This is a genomic window from Janthinobacterium paucivorans, from assembly GCF_051380805.1.
Taxonomy (GTDB): domain Bacteria; phylum Pseudomonadota; class Gammaproteobacteria; order Burkholderiales; family Burkholderiaceae_D; genus Janthinobacterium; species Janthinobacterium lividum_D.
This window is the reverse complement of the sequence record NZ_JBNYXR010000013.1, coordinates 39,057-56,170: the sequence shown is the minus strand read 5'-3', so window position 1 is coordinate 56,170 and position 17,114 is coordinate 39,057. Positions and strand designations below refer to the sequence as shown.

18 protein-coding genes are annotated in these 17,114 nt (G+C 61.5%); 11 read left to right on the top strand and 7 right to left on the bottom strand.

Annotated features, from left to right (window positions below; all coding sequences use genetic code 11):
- Positions 1 to 118: 118 nt before the first annotated feature.
- From ACQ4V8_RS15965 to ACQ4V8_RS15950, 4 genes are all read left to right on the top strand, one after another.
- Complete coding sequence (locus tag ACQ4V8_RS15965) at positions 119 to 1,423, top strand: nucleotide sugar dehydrogenase (RefSeq protein ID WP_436571859.1); 1,305 nt, start codon at positions 119 to 121, stop codon at positions 1,421 to 1,423.
- Positions 1,423 to 2,613, top strand: coding sequence for an SDR family oxidoreductase (locus tag ACQ4V8_RS15960; protein WP_436571809.1), 1,191 nt, complete (start codon positions 1,423 to 1,425; stop codon positions 2,611 to 2,613). Before ACQ4V8_RS15965 ends, ACQ4V8_RS15960 begins: the two co-directional genes overlap by 1 nt.
- 397 nt (positions 2,614 to 3,010) lie before the next feature.
- Positions 3,011 to 4,192, top strand: coding sequence for a chymotrypsin family serine protease (locus ACQ4V8_RS15955; protein ID WP_128089305.1), 1,182 nt, complete (start codon positions 3,011 to 3,013; stop codon positions 4,190 to 4,192).
- A gap of 200 nt (positions 4,193 to 4,392) precedes the next feature.
- Positions 4,393 to 4,731, top strand: coding sequence for a hypothetical protein (locus ACQ4V8_RS15950; protein WP_196855757.1), 339 nt, complete (start codon positions 4,393 to 4,395; stop codon positions 4,729 to 4,731).
- A 300-nt stretch (positions 4,732 to 5,031) separates the two neighbouring features.
- Here ACQ4V8_RS15950 and ACQ4V8_RS15945 read toward each other — a convergent pair whose 3' ends face one another.
- Together ACQ4V8_RS15945 and ACQ4V8_RS15940 are read right to left on the bottom strand one after the other, a co-directional pair.
- Positions 5,032 to 5,214 (bottom strand): hypothetical protein, encoded by a 183-nt coding sequence (locus tag ACQ4V8_RS15945; RefSeq protein WP_010398190.1) that lies wholly within the window; start codon positions 5,212 to 5,214, stop codon positions 5,032 to 5,034.
- Between the two features lie 15 nt (positions 5,215 to 5,229).
- A complete protein-coding gene (locus ACQ4V8_RS15940; protein ID WP_208760771.1) occupies positions 5,230 to 5,379 on the bottom strand; it encodes an SEL1-like repeat protein in 150 nt (49 codons plus the stop codon).
- A gap of 239 nt (positions 5,380 to 5,618) precedes the next feature.
- Here ACQ4V8_RS15940 and zigA point away from each other — a divergent pair, with 239 nt between their 5' ends.
- Both zigA and ACQ4V8_RS15930 read left to right on the top strand, forming a co-directional pair.
- A complete protein-coding gene (gene zigA / locus ACQ4V8_RS15935) occupies positions 5,619 to 6,851 on the top strand; it encodes a zinc metallochaperone GTPase ZigA (protein ID WP_010398191.1) in 1,233 nt (410 codons plus the stop codon).
- A gap of 22 nt (positions 6,852 to 6,873) precedes the next feature.
- Positions 6,874 to 7,851 (top strand): CobW family GTP-binding protein, encoded by a 978-nt coding sequence (locus tag ACQ4V8_RS15930; protein WP_070346919.1) that lies wholly within the window; start codon positions 6,874 to 6,876, stop codon positions 7,849 to 7,851.
- A 13-nt stretch (positions 7,852 to 7,864) separates the two neighbouring features.
- Here the strand turns inward: ACQ4V8_RS15930 and ACQ4V8_RS15925 are convergent, their stop codons facing one another.
- From ACQ4V8_RS15925 to ACQ4V8_RS15910, 4 genes are all read right to left on the bottom strand, one after another.
- Positions 7,865 to 8,290 (bottom strand): Fur family transcriptional regulator, encoded by a 426-nt coding sequence (locus ACQ4V8_RS15925; RefSeq protein WP_029496403.1) that lies wholly within the window; start codon positions 8,288 to 8,290, stop codon positions 7,865 to 7,867.
- Between the two features lie 103 nt (positions 8,291 to 8,393).
- Positions 8,394 to 9,752 carry an alpha/beta hydrolase gene (locus tag ACQ4V8_RS15920; RefSeq protein ID WP_010398195.1) on the bottom strand — a complete coding sequence of 453 codons (1,359 nt, stop codon included), beginning with the start codon at positions 9,750 to 9,752 and terminating at the stop codon, positions 8,394 to 8,396.
- Positions 9,753 to 9,879: 127 nt separating this feature from the next.
- Complete coding sequence (locus ACQ4V8_RS15915) at positions 9,880 to 10,065, bottom strand: hypothetical protein (protein WP_436571808.1); 186 nt, start codon at positions 10,063 to 10,065, stop codon at positions 9,880 to 9,882.
- Between the two features lie 41 nt (positions 10,066 to 10,106).
- Positions 10,107 to 11,264 carry a sensor histidine kinase gene (locus ACQ4V8_RS15910; RefSeq protein ID WP_436571807.1) on the bottom strand — a complete coding sequence of 386 codons (1,158 nt, stop codon included), beginning with the start codon at positions 11,262 to 11,264 and terminating at the stop codon, positions 10,107 to 10,109.
- 476 nt (positions 11,265 to 11,740) lie between these two features.
- Here ACQ4V8_RS15910 and ACQ4V8_RS15905 point away from each other — a divergent pair, with 476 nt between their 5' ends.
- From ACQ4V8_RS15905 to ACQ4V8_RS15895, 3 genes are all read left to right on the top strand, one after another.
- The gene (locus tag ACQ4V8_RS15905; RefSeq protein ID WP_436571806.1) at positions 11,741 to 12,448 is read left to right on the top strand and encodes a hypothetical protein; all 708 of its coding nucleotides are present in this window, start codon (positions 11,741 to 11,743) and stop codon (positions 12,446 to 12,448) included.
- Positions 12,449 to 12,536: 88 nt separating this feature from the next.
- Positions 12,537 to 12,797 (top strand): hypothetical protein, encoded by a 261-nt coding sequence (locus tag ACQ4V8_RS15900; RefSeq protein WP_029496404.1) that lies wholly within the window; start codon positions 12,537 to 12,539, stop codon positions 12,795 to 12,797.
- Between the two features lie 15 nt (positions 12,798 to 12,812).
- Positions 12,813 to 14,003, top strand: coding sequence for a low temperature requirement protein A (locus ACQ4V8_RS15895; RefSeq protein ID WP_010398203.1), 1,191 nt, complete (start codon positions 12,813 to 12,815; stop codon positions 14,001 to 14,003).
- A gap of 13 nt (positions 14,004 to 14,016) precedes the next feature.
- Here the strand turns inward: ACQ4V8_RS15895 and ACQ4V8_RS15890 are convergent, their stop codons facing one another.
- On the bottom strand, positions 14,017 to 14,547 hold the full coding sequence (locus ACQ4V8_RS15890) for a GNAT family N-acetyltransferase (protein WP_436571805.1): 531 nt from the start codon (positions 14,545 to 14,547) through the stop codon (positions 14,017 to 14,019).
- 80 nt (positions 14,548 to 14,627) lie between these two features.
- Here ACQ4V8_RS15890 and ACQ4V8_RS15885 point away from each other — a divergent pair, with 80 nt between their 5' ends.
- Both ACQ4V8_RS15885 and ACQ4V8_RS15880 read left to right on the top strand, forming a co-directional pair.
- Entirely contained in the window at positions 14,628 to 15,197 is a 570-nt protein-coding gene (locus tag ACQ4V8_RS15885) for a helix-turn-helix domain-containing protein (protein ID WP_010398206.1), read from the top strand.
- 218 nt (positions 15,198 to 15,415) lie between these two features.
- Positions 15,416 to 16,996 carry an EAL domain-containing protein gene (locus ACQ4V8_RS15880; protein ID WP_436571804.1) on the top strand — a complete coding sequence of 527 codons (1,581 nt, stop codon included), beginning with the start codon at positions 15,416 to 15,418 and terminating at the stop codon, positions 16,994 to 16,996.
- The last annotated feature ends 118 nt before the right edge of the window (positions 16,997 to 17,114 follow it).

Here is a 17,114-nt window from a genome sequence, read left to right as displayed (position 1 = left end):
ACGCGCCTGCTTATCGTCAATCCGCATTTCTTGTTCCCGCTCAAGAATGACCGGGCCGGCGACCGTAGAATTTCCCGCACGGCGATGCTCAGGCCGCAACCATTTGGAGCACATGCACATGGACAGCAGCGTGGATAGCAAGGCGGTCGTGGTGGCGGTGGTAGGGCTCGGTTATGTCGGCTTGCAGCTGGCCGTGGCGTTTGGCATGCGCCAGCGCACCATCGGCTTTGACTTGTCGACACGCAAGGTCGAGAATTATCGCAACCATGTCGACCCCACCGGCGAAGTCAGTACGGAACAGTTGCGCGCGGCGCAGTGGCTGAGCGTGGGCTGCGATCCGGCCCAGCTTGAACTGGCCGATTTCATCGTCGTGGCCGTACCCACGCCCGTCGACAGCGCGCACAATCCCGATTTCTCCGCCCTGGCCGGCGCCAGCGCTGCCGTCGGGCGCCATATGCGGCGCGGCGCCATCGTCATCTATGAGTCCACCGTGTATCCGGGCGCCACCGAGGAAATCTGCATCCCCATCCTCGAGCGGCATTCTGGCCTGCGCTGGAAGGAAGATTTTCATGTGGGCTTTTCGCCCGAGCGCATTAATCCTGGCGACAAGGCGCATACCCTGCACAGCATCCGCAAGGTGGTTTCGGGTGACGACGCTGCCACCCTGGACAAGGTCGCTGCCCTGTACGAAGGCGTGGTCGCAGCCGGCGTACACCGCGCGTCGAGCATCCGCGTGGCAGAAGCGGCCAAGGTCATCGAAAACACGCAGCGCGACCTGAACATCGCGCTGATGAACGAGCTGGCCATCATCTTTGACCGTATCGGCATCGACACCGAGGAAGTGCTGCAGGCGGCGGGCACGAAATGGAATTTTTTGCCATTCCGGCCCGGGCTGGTGGGCGGCCACTGCATCGGCGTCGACCCCTACTATCTGACGCACAAGGCGGAAATGCTGGGCTACCACCCGCACGTGATCCTGGCCGGGCGCCGCATCAACGACGGCATGGCCAAGTTCGTGGCGGAAAAAACCATCAAGGAAATGGTGCGCGCCGGTTTCAAATTGAAAGGTTCGCACATCAACGTGCTGGGCCTCACTTTCAAGGAGGATTGCCCGGATCTGCGCAATTCTAAAGTGGTCGACATGATTCACGAACTGCAATCGTACGGTGTGCAGGTGCATGTGCACGACCCCGTCGCCGATCGCCGCGAGGCACTGGAAGAATACGATCTATTGCTGGAGAGCTGGGAGCAACTGCCGCGCGCCGAAGCCATCATCAGCGCCGTCTCGCACCAGGCCCTGCTGGCGCGCCCGCTGGCCGATTTCCAGAGCAAGGTGCTGGAAAACGGTTGCTTCATCGACATCAAGTCGCATTTTGACCCGCGTCCGCTACAGGACGGCGGCCTGCATGTGTGGCGGCTGTGATGCTGACCGACGCTGGCGATGTGACAGCAGCGACGGCGCAGGACGTAGCCGGCGCCATGGCAGACCCGGCTGCTAGTGCCTACGCGCAAACCTGTGCGCAACTGGCCAGGACGCCGCGCCGCTGGCTGGTGACGGGCGTGGCCGGTTTCATCGGCTCGCACCTGCTGGAAACCTTGCTGCAACTAAGCCAGGAAGTGCGCGGCCTGGACAATTTCCTGACCGGCCACCGGCATAACCTGGAGCAAGTGCGTGCCAGCGTGGGCGTAGCGGCATGGCGACGTTTTACTTTTATCGAAGGCGATATCCGCGATCCGCAGGCCTGCGCGCGCGCTTGCGGATCGCAAGGCGCCAACGCGGTTTATGCTGATCACGACGCTGCCGGCGGCAGCCTGGCCGGCAGCAGTCGTGCCGATACTGGCGGCCCTGTCGACTATGTGTTGCACCAGGCGGCGCTCGGTTCTGTCTCGCGTTCGCTGGAAGACCCGCTGCTGTGCCATGGCGTCAACATCAACGGTCACCTGAACATGCTGGCCGCCGCGCATGCTGCGGGCGTGCAGCGCTTCGTATATGCCGCGTCCAGCGCTACCTATGGCGACCACCCGGCCCTGCCGAAAGTGGAGCAGCATATCGGCGCGCCCCTGTCGCCGTATGCCTTGAGTAAATATGTCAATGAGCTGTATGCGCAAGTGTACGCGCGCTGCTACGCCATGCAAACGATCGGGCTGCGCTACTTCAATGTCTTCGGTCCGCGACAAGACCCGCTGGGTGCCTATGCCGCCGTCATTCCCCGCTGGATTGCCGCCATGCTCGATAAGCAGGCTGTACACATCCATGGCGACGGCGCCACCAGCCGCGATTTCTGCTTTGTACATAATGCGGTGCAAGCGAATATCCTCGCTGCCACGCGCACGGACCCGAACGCCGTCAACCAGGTCTATAACGTCGCCGTCAACGCCCGCACCAGTTTGACGCAGTTGCACGCCACCATGCAACAGATGTTGCTCGCTACACTAGCGCAACATGTGCCGCTGGCGCCCGAATATGGCCAATTTCGCGCTGGTGACGTGCGCCATTCGCAGGCGGACATCACCAAGGCCACCCGTTTGCTGGGCTATGTACCCACGCATGACCTGGCGCAAGGCTTGCGTCACACCATCGCCTGGTATGTGGCGCAGGCGGGCCTGGCCTGAGGTGCGCATCAATTGTTGATCACTTGCGCGTGGCGGTTGAGGTAATGCGCAGGAGGTGTGCAACGGGTGCAAGAGGTTTGCAAGAGGTGCATAGGAAGTGCCTGCGCGATGTCCGCACTGGCAGCCAAGGCCCATGCTACGCAATACCTGCATTGACTCGGACTCCGATCAGCAGGGTCAAGTATAAAGTTTGAAATTTTAAATTCTAGATTCCAAGCATACGGCACCGCCTACGCCCGCATGCCTGATTTCGCTCAACGTTGACAGCGGAACTATTTTTTCCTTCCTTGCCACAGGCGGCGCGGTGCCGTCATGCGTCAGCACAGTTCAATCTAGATCAATACGGCTTGCCGCAGCCCGCCCACACTGAATATTCAGAGCGACCCACGAGGAGTACATGATGATAGGCAATGACAATGGTTTCAGTGCCCCACCAGGCAGCAGTGGCAGGGGGCAAAACGCGGATGACGAAGAGGCCGTCGGCCAATTTTCCGCCCCCGGCGAAGACGATAATATGGTCGAGAGCGCGTCCGTCTCCGACCTGCCCGACGCCTTGAGCGGCGTCAGTATGGAATTGCTGGAAATCAAGCGCAGCATCGAAGACGGCATGCATCAGAGCCTGGCCCAGGCAGGCGGCGTGCGCGCCGCCGATGCCTTCAGCGACGGCGGCAATATCCAGGGTGTATCCATCGGCCTGGGCGAGGGCGCCAGCGACAGCTCGTCTGGCGAACCGGGCTTGCCAGCGTTGACTCTGTACGTGGCCGAACCCACTTCCGTCGACCGCGCCAAGGCGGCCATCGTGGGGGCCATGGGTGTGCGCGCCGTGGCCAGCGACAGGGTGCCCGTCAACATCGTCGTCACGGGCGTGATCGACGCGCAGCCGCATCGTTTCCGCTTGCGCCCAGCGCCGGGCGGCGTCTCGGTCGGGCATTTCCGCATCACGGCCGGCACTATCGGCTGTCTGGCCGTCGGGCGCAGCGCGCCGCGCAACAGCCGCTTGATGATTCTTAGCAATAATCACGTGCTGGCCAATTCCAACGGCGCCGCGTTCAACGACTGCATCGTGCAGCCGGGTCCCATCGACGGTGGCCGCTGCCCGCAAGATCAGGTGGCCGTGCTGGAGCGCTTCGTGCCCATCAATTTCAGCGGCGGCGTCAATTTTGTCGATTGCGCCACCGGCTGGGCCTGGCCAGACAGGGTGCGGCCCGAACTGGTCTACCTGAGCGGCGGCGTACCAGCCTACTTCCGCATCAGCAATGCGCTGGTGGCACCCTCGCTAGGCATGCTGGTCGGCAAATCCGGGCGCACCACACAATTGACGCAGGGCCGCATTACGGGGCTAGGCGCTACCATCAACGTCAATTACGGCGGTGGCAGGATCGCCTTGTTCCGGGACCAGATTGCTATCACGGGCGTGAGCGGAGCGTTCAGTGCGGGTGGCGATTCCGGCTCGTCCATCTGGACCTGGAACCAGCAGCGTAATCCCGTCGGCCTGTTATTCGCCGGCGGCGGCAACATCACCTTCGCCAACCAGATGCGGCGGGTGGTGGTGGCGCTCGACGTCAATCTGTACACCTGAACAAGCTGGTAGGAGATGGTGCGGCGGCGGCATGCCGCCTTGCATAACGCTGCCTTTTGCACGATGATGATAGATAGCGTCGCTGCCTGGCCGTGGGTAGCGCGTAGCGGCCAGCCTTGCTTTTATCGGGCCATCGTGCATCGCTGCGCCGGATGGCCCGATGCTGGGGTGTATCATGGAATGCATCAGGAGGATGTGTCATGTCAAACAGTAAATTTGCACAATCGCCATATACCGTCTTTGAGGACGCCGCCATGCCGTACTTGCCAGATGAATCTCCTGGCCCTGCGATTGCAGGGGGACCCTACGTCCATGCAGCGCCCCAGGGGCGCCTGGAAGCGGCAAGGCAGCGCAATGAGCGGGCGTTGATGGCCATCGACGGCGTGGAAGGCGTCAGCCTGGGGCGCACTGCCGTTGGTCAGGACGCGATCATCGTGTATCTGCGCGACGCGTCCGTCAAGCGGCGCGTGCCCTTGCAGGTCGATGGCTACCCGGTAGAGACGAGCCTCACGGGCCAGATCGATATCCAGCGCTGGTAGACAGTAAGTAGACCCGGCTGCTTTGACGACTGGGAGCCGGGGCGCAAGGTGCTAGGGAGCAAGCATTGTTTCCAGGACTGCCCAGCCGTCTCGCCAGGACCTGTCCCTGCACTGTCAGGGCTGAGCCTGTATGCCAGGCTCACCGCGCTTGGGCGGGCGTCGCATAAGATTAGTGCCAAGCCGGGCTGGTCGCCGCCGCGCCGCTGTCATGTCATCCCATCAGCTTGCCCACGAACACACTGCGTGCCCGGCAAACTCATGCTTCCAGCAGGTATTCCGCTGGGCAATATAGGTCAGCCTTCATGTGGCTTGAAACCTGTTGCAGTTATTGTGCCGGTCTTCCGTCGCTTCCTTCATCAGGTGGCCCGCGCGGATGGCGTCGTCCGCTTGCACCGTCATGGCCAGTTCCTCGATGGCGGGCGGGTATTCGTGCTGAGCCGCTTCTTCCAGCATTGCACGGCCCTTGAGCTGGTCGCGCGGCACGCTGCGGCCTTCGCGCTAGGCGTTGTACAGAAGGATCATGGCGTGTCGATTGCCCAGTTCGCTCGATTTTTCCAGCCAGCGCGCCGCGATACTTGAATTTTTCGCTACGCCTTCGCCGTTCGCCGCCAGCAGGCCCAGCATCAACGGCGACAAGCTGCCCGCCATTGCTGTCTGCCCGCCATACCCCAAGACGAAGATAGTGACCTGAAGTCAAGCCTAATGCTGGCCTGATTGGCATCGCCATGCGTGTGCGATGGCAGCTGCAGGCCAGAGACGGGAGCGACAGGCAACGATTGCCACCATAATGCAATAGAGTTGCATTATAATTGTTAATGCAGGTAAATTGCATTTGATGGTTTAAGCTCCATGACCAGCCCTATTTGGCTCCACCCTGAAGGAATCCCATGCCCCAGTTGCAGCGCAAACTCCCCGTCACCGTCCTGTCCGGCTTTCTCGGTGCCGGCAAGACTACCTTGCTTAACCACATACTGCGCAACCGCGAAGGCAAACGCGTGGCCGTCATCGTCAACGATATGAGCGAAGTCAATATCGACGCCGCGCTGGTCAAGGACAGCGCCGCAGCGGCCGGCGCGGCCCTCTCGCGCACGGAAGAAAAACTGGTGGAAATGTCCAACGGCTGCATCTGCTGCACCTTGCGCGACGATTTGCTGCAGGAAGTACGGCGTCTGGCTGCCGAAGACCGCTTCGATTATTTGCTGATCGAATCGACGGGCGTGGGCGAGCCGATGCCCGTGGCCGCCACCTTCGACTTCGAGGATGAGCACGGCGACAGCCTGAACGATGTGGCGCGCATCGACTGCATGGTTACCGTGGTCGACTGCGCCAACCTGCTGGCCGATTTTCATAGCGAAGACAGCCTGGAGCAGCGCGGCGAAACCGCAGGCGAGGGCGACGACCGTCAACTGGCCAATTTATTGACGGAACAAATCGAGTTTGCCAATGTCATTGTCCTCAACAAGGTTGACATGGTGCAGGCCGATGAGCGCCTGCGCGTACTGGCCATCCTGAAGGCCTTGAATCGGGCAGCACGCATCATCGAAACCAACCAGTCTGTCGTGCCCCTGGACGCCATTTTGGGCACAAATCTGTTCGATCTGGAGCAGGCGGCCGCCATGCCGGGCTGGGCGCAAGAGCTGGCGGGGATCCATACGCCAGAAACCGAAACGTATGGCATCGGCAGCTTCGTCTACCGGGCGAGAGAGCCATTTCATGCGCAGCGTCTGCATGACTATATTTCCCAGCCGATTCCCGGCGTGGTACGCAGCAAGGGATATTTTTGGCTGGCCAGCCGCCCTGAATGGGTAGCGAGCCTGTCTGGCGCGGGCAAACTGATGAATATCGAGCCCGTGGGCTTGTGGTGGGCTTGCGTGCCGAAGGAGCGCTGGCCCACGGATGCGGTCTCGCTGGCGGAAGTGAAGGCGGGCTGGAGCGAGGTATACGGCGACCGCTACCAGGAGCTTGTCTTCATCGGGCAGGACATGGACCAGGCCGCCATCGAGGCGGCCTTGAGACAGTGTCAACTCAACGATACAGAGACGCGCCAGGGCATGGCCGCCTGGCGCAAGCTGCCCGACCCCTTCCCGCAATGGCAGCGCATGGAAGAACTGGAAGACTAAGCGTACAAAGAAAGCATGCCTCATGACAGAATTGATCCCCGTGACCATCATCACGGGTTTTCTCGGCAGCGGGAAAACCACCTTACTCAAGCGCATATTGCAGGCTGATCACGGCGTGCGCATCGCCGTGATTGAAAATGAGTTTGCGGCAGAAAGCATTGACCATGACTTGCTGCTGCGAGAAAGCGACGAGCAGATCGTGGAAATGAACAATGGCTGTATCTGCTGCAGCGTGCGAGGCGACCTGATCCGCATCCTGGGGCAGTTGCAAGCCAAGCGCGCAGCGCAGACGATCGCTTTCGACCACGTGATCATCGAAACGACGGGTCTGGCCGCGCCTGGCCCGGTGGCGCAAACCTTTTTTGCCGAGCCGTCTGTCAGCGAGTTTTACATGCTCGACGCCATTTTGACGGTGGTGGACGCGCGCCACGCACAAGAGCAATTGACCTTGCACCAGGAAGCGCAGGAGCAGGTAGGCTTTGCCGACCGCATCTTGTTGTCGAAGACGGACCTGGTCGGCAAGGATGAGCTAGCCGCACTGCGCCAGCGTTTGTTCGCCATCAATGGCCGCGCCCGCATACAGAAGGTGCGCTTTGGCCACGTACCGCTGCGCGATATCCTGAATATTCGTGGCTTCCATTTGAGCGCCATCGTTGAGCTGGAGCCCGATTTCCTGGGAGAATTAGGCCACCGCCATGGCGACGGCGTGCAATCGTTCGTCTACCACCAGTCTCAGGCCCTTGATTTACTCCAGGTGGAAAACTTTCTCGATGCCGTGGTGCAGCTGTTCGGCAGTCAGCTGATGCGTTACAAGGGCATTCTCTACGTTGCCGACGTGCCATGCCGCGCCGTCTTCCAGGGCGTGCACATGCTGATGGGATCGGAACTGGGTGCACCGTGGCGCGATGGCGAAACGCGCGCCAGCAAGATCATTTTCATCGGTCGCGATTTGCCGCAGCAGATGCTGACGCGTGGACTGGATCGCTGCGTGCTCAGCTGATGCCAGAATGGCCTTACTTGCAGCGCGGGCACAGGCCCTTGATCAAATAATCGACTTCGTCGCCGCTAAAACCTTCGGGCAAGAGCACCGGCGCAGGCAGCTTGACTTCATTGAAACAGGTGACGTTCGCGCATTTGGTGCACTGGAAGTGTGCGTGTTCGTGCGCCTGGTGGCCGGCACCCGCACTGAAGCGCCACACCTGGTCGGCGCCCGCGATGCGGTGCACCAGTTCATTTTCCGTCAGCCATTCGAGCACCCGGTACAGCGTGACGGAATCGATATCGCTGTCTTGCGACAGTGCCTGCTGGATTTCATGGTGGGTCAGCGAACGGCTTTGCAGCATTAAAAAGTCGAGCACCTTCACGCGCGTCTTGGTGACGCGGGCGTTGGTGTTGCGTATCAACGATTCGGCTTGCGGTGTAGAGGATGTTGTCAACATGATATGGCCTGCTTGCGGCGGATCGGCGGGCGGCGTCATCGCCGTGCCTTTGCCACCCTATGGGCCGTATCTTAGCATGCGTGCCGACAAGCATGAAGCCGCGTCATGTTTTGAACGCCCAATAGCGACCGGCTACGGTATCGACGGGGTCGAGAAAGCGCTGGTCGGCACGCGTATTGTCGCGTATCAAGTAAAACATGTCGGCAAGAGCCGAGCGCTTTTCCGCAAAGTACGCGTGCTTCATGAAGCTCGTGTCGACGCCCGTGGCGTCGATGGTTTCCACGCCAGCCACGATCAGCATGCCGGCACCACTGTCGCCTGCGCGCGGGTAGCCGTGCACGGCTTGCGAGGCGGCCAGGGCCAAGTCTTGCGATGAGGCATACAAAGTGACGGGGTTGCGCGCGCCGGCCAGTTGCGGCGCGATATCGTGCTTGAAGATGGCTGCGTCGATATCGGGCGCAGACAAGATGAGTTCCGTGATTTTTTGCGCCAGCTGCGGCTGCGCGGCGAGCAAGTCGGCCACGGCCCGCGTCAGCCCGCGACTACCCATGCTGTGTCCTATCAGATACACTTGCGCCGCCTCCGTGCTAGCGAGAAAGTCGGCCAGAAAGTTGGTGATGTGGGGCGTGCTCCATTCGATATTGTTTTCATCGATGGTGTAGCCGGCCACGTCGCCGCGCGACGGCCAGCTATAAAATACGGGGGCGCCATCGAAACCGAGGTCGTAGGCCATCTGGCCCGTGCGCCGGGCCGCATCCTCGAAGCTCACATTGTAGCCGTGGAAGAAGACAAAGGCGCTCTTGCCAGCCGAGGCGCGTATCTGCGTTTTCAGGGCGGCAAAGAAATTATCGCGGCCCTGCACTTCGGCCGTCAGCAGCACGACGTGTTTGGCCGGGTCGTTGCGAAACTCAAGGCGCCATAGCGACGGCGACTCCAGCTGGCCCATGCGGTGGTCGCGGGGGATGCTGATGTCGCAGCTGCCATAGCTGAGCTGGCCATCGCCGCCGCCATTGCCGCTACTCATGCCTTTGCTGCGTTCGCCGCTGAAGCGCTGGGCCGGCGGCTTGCCCACATTGCGCTGGCGGTCGGTGGCGAAATACACTTTCACCACCGCATAATTGGACACCACGGCGCTCTTGTCGGCTGGCGCGGCTGCCGTTTCTACCTCAGGCAGCGGTGAAGGCAGGCGCTGCAGGGTATCGAGCAAGCGCTGCGCGGCAAACAGCGTTCCCATGTCATCGGGCACGTTTGCCGCGGCCAGGGCCGCCGACAGCGCCAGTTGCAGCTGGGGATTGGCCGGCGCCGCTTCCAGCGCGGTGATGGTGGCCAGGATGGCGGCAGCGCCGTCGCACTTGCCGATGGCCAGCTTCAGGCGTTGATATTGGCCGGCGACAGCCTCGGGCGCATGGCTGGGCACGCCATGTTCGATGGCCGCCAGCACGGCGGAAGTGATCAAGTCCATATGCCACCTGCCTTTCAGGTCACTATACATTGAATATTGATTTATATTGCCATAAAAGCACGCGCAAAGCGATTTGTCCAGCTTCCCGCGCAACAAGCGCGGCCAAGCCAGTGCCAATGACGTAGACCTAAATCGTTCTGCCGGCGCGGTACTCGGACAGCAGGACCGTCACGCCCGGCACGGAATCGGAGCAGAAGGCTCGCGGGTCGAGGAAATCGACACCGGCAAACTGCATGCAAATGTCGGGGATGATGGAAATTGCCTGCATTTCCCAGCGCAAATGGGCCATTTTGTTGATTTTCTCGGCGTGCATGGTGTCTGGCTTGATGCTGATTTTCTCTTGCTGTTAGGGCGCTAGCTGTCACGCTTGACGGCGTCGGCGGTTTGCACGAAAGGGCGGCAATCGATGGGGACGTCGAAAATGAAGCGGGTGCCCGTTTCAGGCGCGCTGTCGACGGCGACGCTGCCGCCGTGGCTTTCGGCCACGTTTTGCACGAAGGGCAGGCCGATGCCCCAGCCCGGCGCGGCGCTGCCATTCTCGCGGCGCAGATAGTCGAAAATGCGTTCGGCCTGTTCCGGCGCGATGGCCCGGCCGCCATTATGAACGGTGATGAGCAGGCGCTCATGCACCGCTTCCACGTACACATTGATGGGCGCGTCGGCGCCATACTTGAGGGCATTGCCGAGCAGGTTTTCCAGCGCCCGCCGCAGCGAGTTCTCGCACCACCAGCCGACGACGGTCAGGCCGCTGACCTGGCATTTGTCGGGCTGCTGCAGATTGACCTGGCTGACCACGGCGTGCACCAGGGGCATCACATCGAACTGGCTCAGCACCAGCGGCAGTTGCTGGCCATGGTAATAGCTGAGGCTATCGAGCAATTCCTCGATCATGCTGTCAAGCCGTTTGCAATGCTCGGCAATCTTGTGCGCCAGCAATACCATCCGTTCCGGGTCCGCCGGCCGCAGCAGCAACTGGGCGCTGGTGCTGATCACGGCCAGGGGGTTACGCATGTCATGCGACAGGCCAGCGGCGATGCGTCGCCGGAAGCCTTCGTGCATGCTGGTAAATTCGCGTATCGATACGCGGATGCCCATATCGATCGATTCGTTGAGCACACGCCAGTCTTTGCTGCGCAACATGATGCCGGCGTCCTGCGCGACGGCGGCAAAGCAGTCGCGAAAAATCTGGTATTCCTGGATCACTTGTTCCGGCCCGTAATTGGTCATGCACGCCCGTTCATTGCCATGTGCAGCAGGGACGTTGCTGTTGCTGGTGGCGTTGCCACGCGGGTGGCCCGGCGTCAGCGCCTCTGCCAGATGAAGGAAAAAGGCCGGCAAGGTATTGATGAGTATGGGCGTGAGCAATTGGTCCGCGCCGCGCACACTGGCGCGCACGCGCGTCTCCCACGCGTTAAGAACGGCGTCGCGCATGGCGAAGATGCGCTGCGCGCGCTGCAGTCGCTGGCGTCTGCCTGCCTGGCGCCGCAGCGCATGATCGGTGGCAATATTCACCCGAACTCCCTCACAGCAATGGCTATGCTTTCGATAGTATGCGCCAATTGCGCCATCGGGGGAACGCCTTATTGCCCGGCATCGCGCTACCGCAGGGGAGGCTGCAAGCGGAAAAGGAGGCTGACTATACGTCCAGGGAAAAGTTTTGTGGATCATCATGAGCAGGCGCAAAGCCTGTATCGAGTTCGGCGTGGAAAGCAGCGATCCCCCACGTGCCCTTGACGCCGCGCTCCCAGGCGGCATACGGGCAGGCAGCTCGCTTTTGCGCAGCAGCGGACTGGGAATGCTGAGCAATAGCGGCAAAGCATGGCACCCACCTCATGCGCTGCTCTGTCGATACCCTGGTGATGCATAGCTGCCAGGTGCCGAATTGCGCCAGAAAAAGGCGCGGCAGGCGACACCTTGCAAATTTATCAATTCGTAAGCGCAAGTGTCGCTAGAATAGGCTATCGCGCCCGGCGCCCACAGGAAACCGTATGCCATTGCACCACCATCTACAAGTCGTTTTCACGCGCAGGCAGATACGCTGGAGCTTGAGCCTGAAAGGCGCGGCCGTTGCGCTGATCCTGGCCATGCACGCGCTGGGTCTGTATTTCCTGCTCTTGCCGGCGCGACAATTCAAACAATATACCGAAGTGGCTTTCATGACCCTGCTGCCGGTACGTCCGCCGCCAGCACCAGCGATGACCTTGCCCATGCCGATGCCTATGCCGATTCTCAGACCCATGCCCATGCCGCGCGCGCGGGGCAGTACGCGGCCCGTTACCATCGAGACAGCTCCCGTGACAGCGCAGGCGATCAGCGTGCCGGTCGACGACTTGCCGGTCGACGACTTGCCCGCCGCGCCCGTCACGGCGCCGTCGAGCGCCGACTTGCGCACGCGTGCGCGACTCGCCGCAGGCGCCGCCGACAAGGCCGTGCGTGCCGAGCTGAAGCAGGAACAACCATGGCTGGCCACTACCGAGCTCAAGAGCGCAAGCAGCTTCCAGAATCTGGTCGCCTCGGCGTGGCGCGGCGGTCCGCTTATCCGCGTGGAGCAATACCTGACGGCCGATGGGCGGCCCGCCACGCGTGTCGTCAGCCCCGGCGGTGCCACCTGCTATGGCATGGAGGCGAATCCGGGCGCAGGCGCCGATCCATTCAAGACGGGCGGCAAGGTAAAACGCGTGCCTTGCCCAGGCTAAAGAGCGCCCAAGGCACACGGTTTTTACGCCCATTGCAGGGCTTGCTCCACGGCTGGTCGTCAAATATGCTAAGTTGCTTCTGCACTTCATGTTGAAACGAACCAAGATGCCCATGCTGCCCGAACTTCTCATGCTCGCCCCCAGGCCTTCGGCTGCCGTCTATGCGCAGCTGGAACAGCAATACAGCCGTCACCACGGCTGGCAAATGCCGGTGCACGAGCGCAACGCCTGGCGGCTTGAACACGCATCAGGCGCTGGCGCAATGGCGGCTCGATCTTCTGGCGGCACACTTGGTCCGCTTGCCCTGATTGAGGCCAGGCACGCCCAGGCTCTCACCTTTTACCAATAAGAATGAAAGAGATGTATGGAATTAACTAAATCGCTGCTGCGCACGCGCGGCGGACATGACAGCGGCAAGGTGAGCATGATCGAACTGTTCTTCGACCTGGTGTTCGTGTTTGCCGTGACGCAACTGTCACACGGTTTGCTGGCGCACCTGAGCGCCATGGGCTGGTTGCAGACAGGCTTGCTGCTCATTGCCGTCTGGTGGGTATGGATCTTCACATCGTGGATCACCAACTGGCTCGACCCTGAGCGCATTCCCGTGCGCATCAGCTTGTTTGTGCTGATGCTGGGCGGCCTGATCATGTCGGCCTCGATACCGGAAGCGTTTGGCACGCGCGGCCTGGCCTTTGCAGGCGCCTATGTCGCCATGCAAGTGGGGCGTCCTTTGTTTGCCTGGTGGGCCGTGCGCGCCGACACCGTGGCGCGCCGCCGCAATTTCCAGCGCATCGCCCTGTGGGCCGCTTTGTCCGGCGTTTTCTGGATCGCCGGCGGCGTCGCATCGCCCGAGCAGCGCATGTTTTGGTGGGGCGCGGCTTTGCTGATCGACTTGGCCGGTCCATGGATGCAGTTCAGCCTGCCCGGCCTGGGACGCTCGACGATCGCCGACTGGGATATTGATGGCAGCCACATGGCCGAACGCTGCGCCCTGTTCGTCATCATCGCCCTCGGCGAATCGCTGCTGGTGACGGGCACCACCTTCGCGGGCCTGGAGTGGACGGCTGCCAACTGGCTGGGCTTTTTCTCGGCCCTAGTCGGCAGTGTCGCCATGTGGTGGCTGTATTTTGACACGGGTGCCGAAGCGGGCCGCCACCGCATCGCCCATGCGAAAGACTCGGGCAGCATCGCCCGCAAGGCCTACACATATATCCACGTGTTGATCGTGGGCGGCGTGATCGTTAGCGCCGTGGCCGATGAGCTGGCTCTCGTGAGTCCGGACGAAGCGAGCTTCGCCGGCATCAGCGCCTTGCTGGGCGGGCCGATCCTGTATTTACTGGGCAATGCGCTATTCAAATGGGTCAGCAACGACCGTGCCACGCCGCCGCTGTCGCATTTGCTGGGCATCGGCATCATCCTGGCGCTGATCCCGATGGCTTACGGTCGCCTGTACACGCCTTTGACTCTGGCCTGCATCACCAGCGGCGTGCTGGTCCTGGTGGCTGCGTGGGAACATACTGCCTTGCGCCGTCTACCGCCGGAGCTCGATCCGTGATGCTGGTGTAAGCTTAGCCGGGCGGCGTCACGCCGTCCGGATCGCTGCGCGTATCGAGTTGCAGCTGCAAGAACGCCAAGTCCAGCCAAGTGCCGAACTTGGTGCCCACCTGACGCATCAATCCCACTTCGTCGAATCCCAGTTGCTTGTGCAAGGCGATCGAGGCGGCGTTGCCGGCCTCGATGCCCGCCACCATCACGTGCTTGCCCAAGCCGCGCGCGCGCACAATCAATTCCCGCATCAGGGCCTTGCCGACGCCGGCGCCGCGACTATCGGCGCGCACGTATACGGAATGCTCGACCGTATGGCGAAAACCCTCGAATGGGCGCCAGTCGCCAAACGAGGCGTAGCCTGCCACCTGCTGCTGCGCATCGATGGCGACCAGCACCGGATAGCCGGCGCGCGCGCGCTCAGCGAGCCAGGCGGCGCGGTTGGCTACATCGACGGTCCGCTCATTCCAGATAGCCAGGGTGTTGCTCACGGCATCGTTGTAGATGGCCGTAATTGCCTCGATATCGCCGATCAGGGCGTCGCGTATATGCATATTGATTTCCTCGCTGGGCGTCTACTATAATGGACAAATCATAGATTGGCGACCCCGCCTTGTCCACTAGAATCCGATGTATGTCCACTAAACCAGACGAATTGAACCAGCGCATCGGGGCCCGGGTGCGCCTCGAGCGCGATAGCCTGGGCTGGTCGCTGACGCACCTGGCAGCCCGTTCGGGCGTGTCGCGCGCGATGGTGCACAAGGTGGAACGCGGTGATTGCAGCCCCACGGCCACCTTGCTGGCACGGCTGTCGGGTGCCTTCGGCCTGAGCATGTCCGAACTGATCGCCCGTGCGGAACTGCGCGAAGGGCGCTTGCTGCGCAAGGCTGAGCAGCCTGTGTGGATCGACCCGCAGAGCGGCTACGTGCGGCGCCACGTGTCGCCCGCGTCGGGCATACCGCTCGACCTGGTGCATATCAGCTTGCCGCCGGGCGCGGTGGTGGCGATGCCAGCGGCCGCTTATGTGGCGCGGCGCCAGCTGATCTGGGCGCTGGCCGGCAAGCTCGTCTTCATCGAAGGCGACACCCGCCACGTGCTGGACGAAGGTGATTGCCTGGAGCTGGGTGCGCCCGCCGATTGCGTGTTCAAGAATGAAACGTCGGTCGATTGCACTTATGCCGTGGCCGTGCTGAAGCAGGGCTGAAGCAGCATCGTCTTGAATCAATTGATGGTCGCCGCCGCGCGCAGTTGGGCTTAGCACCTGTTTCGTTCGGGCACTGCCGGTAAAAAAAATAAAAAAAATGTAACTATTCAGACAGTTTCGTGTGCGCCGTCTGCACTTGTAATATGATGCAATCGAGCAATTCATAGCAATCATATCACTACCGCAGCTAATCCTCGGTGACGGCACGGGAGGCGCGCATGCGCAACAAACGCATTATCATTACCAGCGTGCTGGCGGCAGTCATCGGCGTGGCGGCCCCCCTGAGCCTCGCTTTTTACCTGTCGTCCGTGCGCGCCGAACAGGGCGAGCAGGAACGCCTGCGCCTGCTGGGCCGCTACGCCCTCGAACGTGCCCACCGTGCTATCACTTCGGCTGGGGCCGTCCTGCGCCGCGCCGATGCGCTCGACCTGCTACCCTGTTCGGCAGCGCATATTGAGCAACTGCGCCGCATCACCATCACCGAGCGTAGCATCGACGATATCGGCTATGTCGAAAATGGCTTGCTCAAATGTACCTCTACGGGCATCGAACAGGCGCGCATCGTTGTCAAGCCAGCACAGTACACGATGGACAATGGCATGGGCCTCGATTTCAAACTGTACCCCGTCGTTAGCGGCGGCAAGCGCATGGTCGGGCTGTCTTACCGTGCCTATAAAGTGTTGATCGATCCCGTGAGCTTTTCCGATGTCATCATCGACGATGACATCCAGATGGCCGTGGCCATGGGCAAGCGCGGCGTGCTCGACACCTTGCATCATCCCGACCCTGTGCTGGTGCACCGCTTGCTCGCCGACGACCGAGCGGTGCACGACGCCATGCACGCTGACAGCATTCATGCGCTGCTGTACCGCGATGGCTTGACGGCCATCATGATAGAGCCGCGTAGCAAGCTGAACGCGAGGCTGCGCCGCGAACAATTGCTGCTCTTGCCGTTGGGCCTGCTAATGGCCGCCTTCATCGTCGGCATCGTCATCTGGCTGTCACGCCGCCGTTTGTCACTGCTCGGTGAACTTAAGATCGCCATCGAGCGGCGCGAATTTTTTGTCCATTATCAAGCCATCATCGCGCTCGACACGGGCTTGTGCGTGGGCGCCGAGGCGCTGATACGCTGGCGCCGTCCCGACGGCAGCATGATACGGCCCGACCTGTTCATCCCCGTGGCCGAGGAAGGTGGCTTGATGCTGCCCATTACCGACCAAGTGATCGATTGCGTCATCGCCGATATGCGCGCCGCGCTGCAGGCCGACCGCGCGCTGCACATCGCCATCAACCTGTGCGCCAGCGATATTGAAACGGGCAGGGTGCTCGATGTGCTCGAACGGGCGCTCGACGGCACCGGTATCGAGGCGCAGCAGATCTGGCTGGAGGCGACGGAACGCGGTTTCATCAATGTGGAAGCGGCCCGCGCTACCATCGAAAAAGCCCGCGCGCGCGGCCATCAGGTATCGATTGACGACTTCGGCACGGGATACTCAAGCCTGTCGAGCCTGCAAAACCTGCCGCTCGACTCCCTTAAAATCGACAAATCCTTCGTCGACACCATCGGCACGGACGCCGCCACCAGTAGCGTCACGCCGCACATCATCGACATGGCCCGCGCCTTGAGCATGCAGATCGTCGCTGAAGGCATCGAAACACAGCAACAAGCCGATTATTTGCGCGAGCGCAAAGTGGAATTCGGCCAGGGCTGGCTGTTTGCGAAAGCGCTGCCGGCCGCGGACTTTCTCACTTTTTACAGCAAGCGCCGCACCCGCTCGACTGCATCCGCGAGCGGCTGAACGTTTGCTTCACTGCAGCATGCGCGCAAGAATGATGGCACCGGCTTTGCCCAAATCGGTATGCGCATATCACTGTGCCGTGGGTAAGCGAGGCATCAGGCGCAAAGATGCCCGGTGA

Coding starts and splice junctions, on each gene's coding strand:
- ACQ4V8_RS15940 (WP_208760771.1), bottom strand. CDS start 5,379: ATGGCGGGCAGCTTGTCGCCGTTGATGCTGGGCCTGCTGGCGGCGAAC.
- ACQ4V8_RS15930 (WP_070346919.1), top strand. CDS start 6,874: ATGACAGAATTGATCCCCGTGACCATCATCACGGGTTTTCTCGGCAGC.
- ACQ4V8_RS15960 (WP_436571809.1), top strand. CDS start 1,423: ATGCTGACCGACGCTGGCGATGTGACAGCAGCGACGGCGCAGGACGTA.
- ACQ4V8_RS15920 (WP_010398195.1), bottom strand. CDS start 9,752: ATGGACTTGATCACTTCCGCCGTGCTGGCGGCCATCGAACATGGCGTG.
- ACQ4V8_RS15880 (WP_436571804.1), top strand. CDS start 15,416: ATGCGCAACAAACGCATTATCATTACCAGCGTGCTGGCGGCAGTCATC.
- ACQ4V8_RS15950 (WP_196855757.1), top strand. CDS start 4,393: ATGTCAAACAGTAAATTTGCACAATCGCCATATACCGTCTTTGAGGAC.
- zigA (WP_010398191.1), top strand. CDS start 5,619: ATGCCCCAGTTGCAGCGCAAACTCCCCGTCACCGTCCTGTCCGGCTTT.
- ACQ4V8_RS15955 (WP_128089305.1), top strand. CDS start 3,011: ATGATGATAGGCAATGACAATGGTTTCAGTGCCCCACCAGGCAGCAGT.
- ACQ4V8_RS15900 (WP_029496404.1), top strand. CDS start 12,537: ATGTTGAAACGAACCAAGATGCCCATGCTGCCCGAACTTCTCATGCTC.
- ACQ4V8_RS15885 (WP_010398206.1), top strand. CDS start 14,628: ATGTCCACTAAACCAGACGAATTGAACCAGCGCATCGGGGCCCGGGTG.
- ACQ4V8_RS15925 (WP_029496403.1), bottom strand. CDS start 8,290: ATGTTGACAACATCCTCTACACCGCAAGCCGAATCGTTGATACGCAAC.
- ACQ4V8_RS15905 (WP_436571806.1), top strand. CDS start 11,741: ATGCCATTGCACCACCATCTACAAGTCGTTTTCACGCGCAGGCAGATA.
- ACQ4V8_RS15915 (WP_436571808.1), bottom strand. CDS start 10,065: ATGCACGCCGAGAAAATCAACAAAATGGCCCATTTGCGCTGGGAAATG.
- ACQ4V8_RS15895 (WP_010398203.1), top strand. CDS start 12,813: ATGGAATTAACTAAATCGCTGCTGCGCACGCGCGGCGGACATGACAGC.
- ACQ4V8_RS15890 (WP_436571805.1), bottom strand. CDS start 14,547: ATGCATATACGCGACGCCCTGATCGGCGATATCGAGGCAATTACGGCC.
- ACQ4V8_RS15965 (WP_436571859.1), top strand. CDS start 119: ATGGACAGCAGCGTGGATAGCAAGGCGGTCGTGGTGGCGGTGGTAGGG.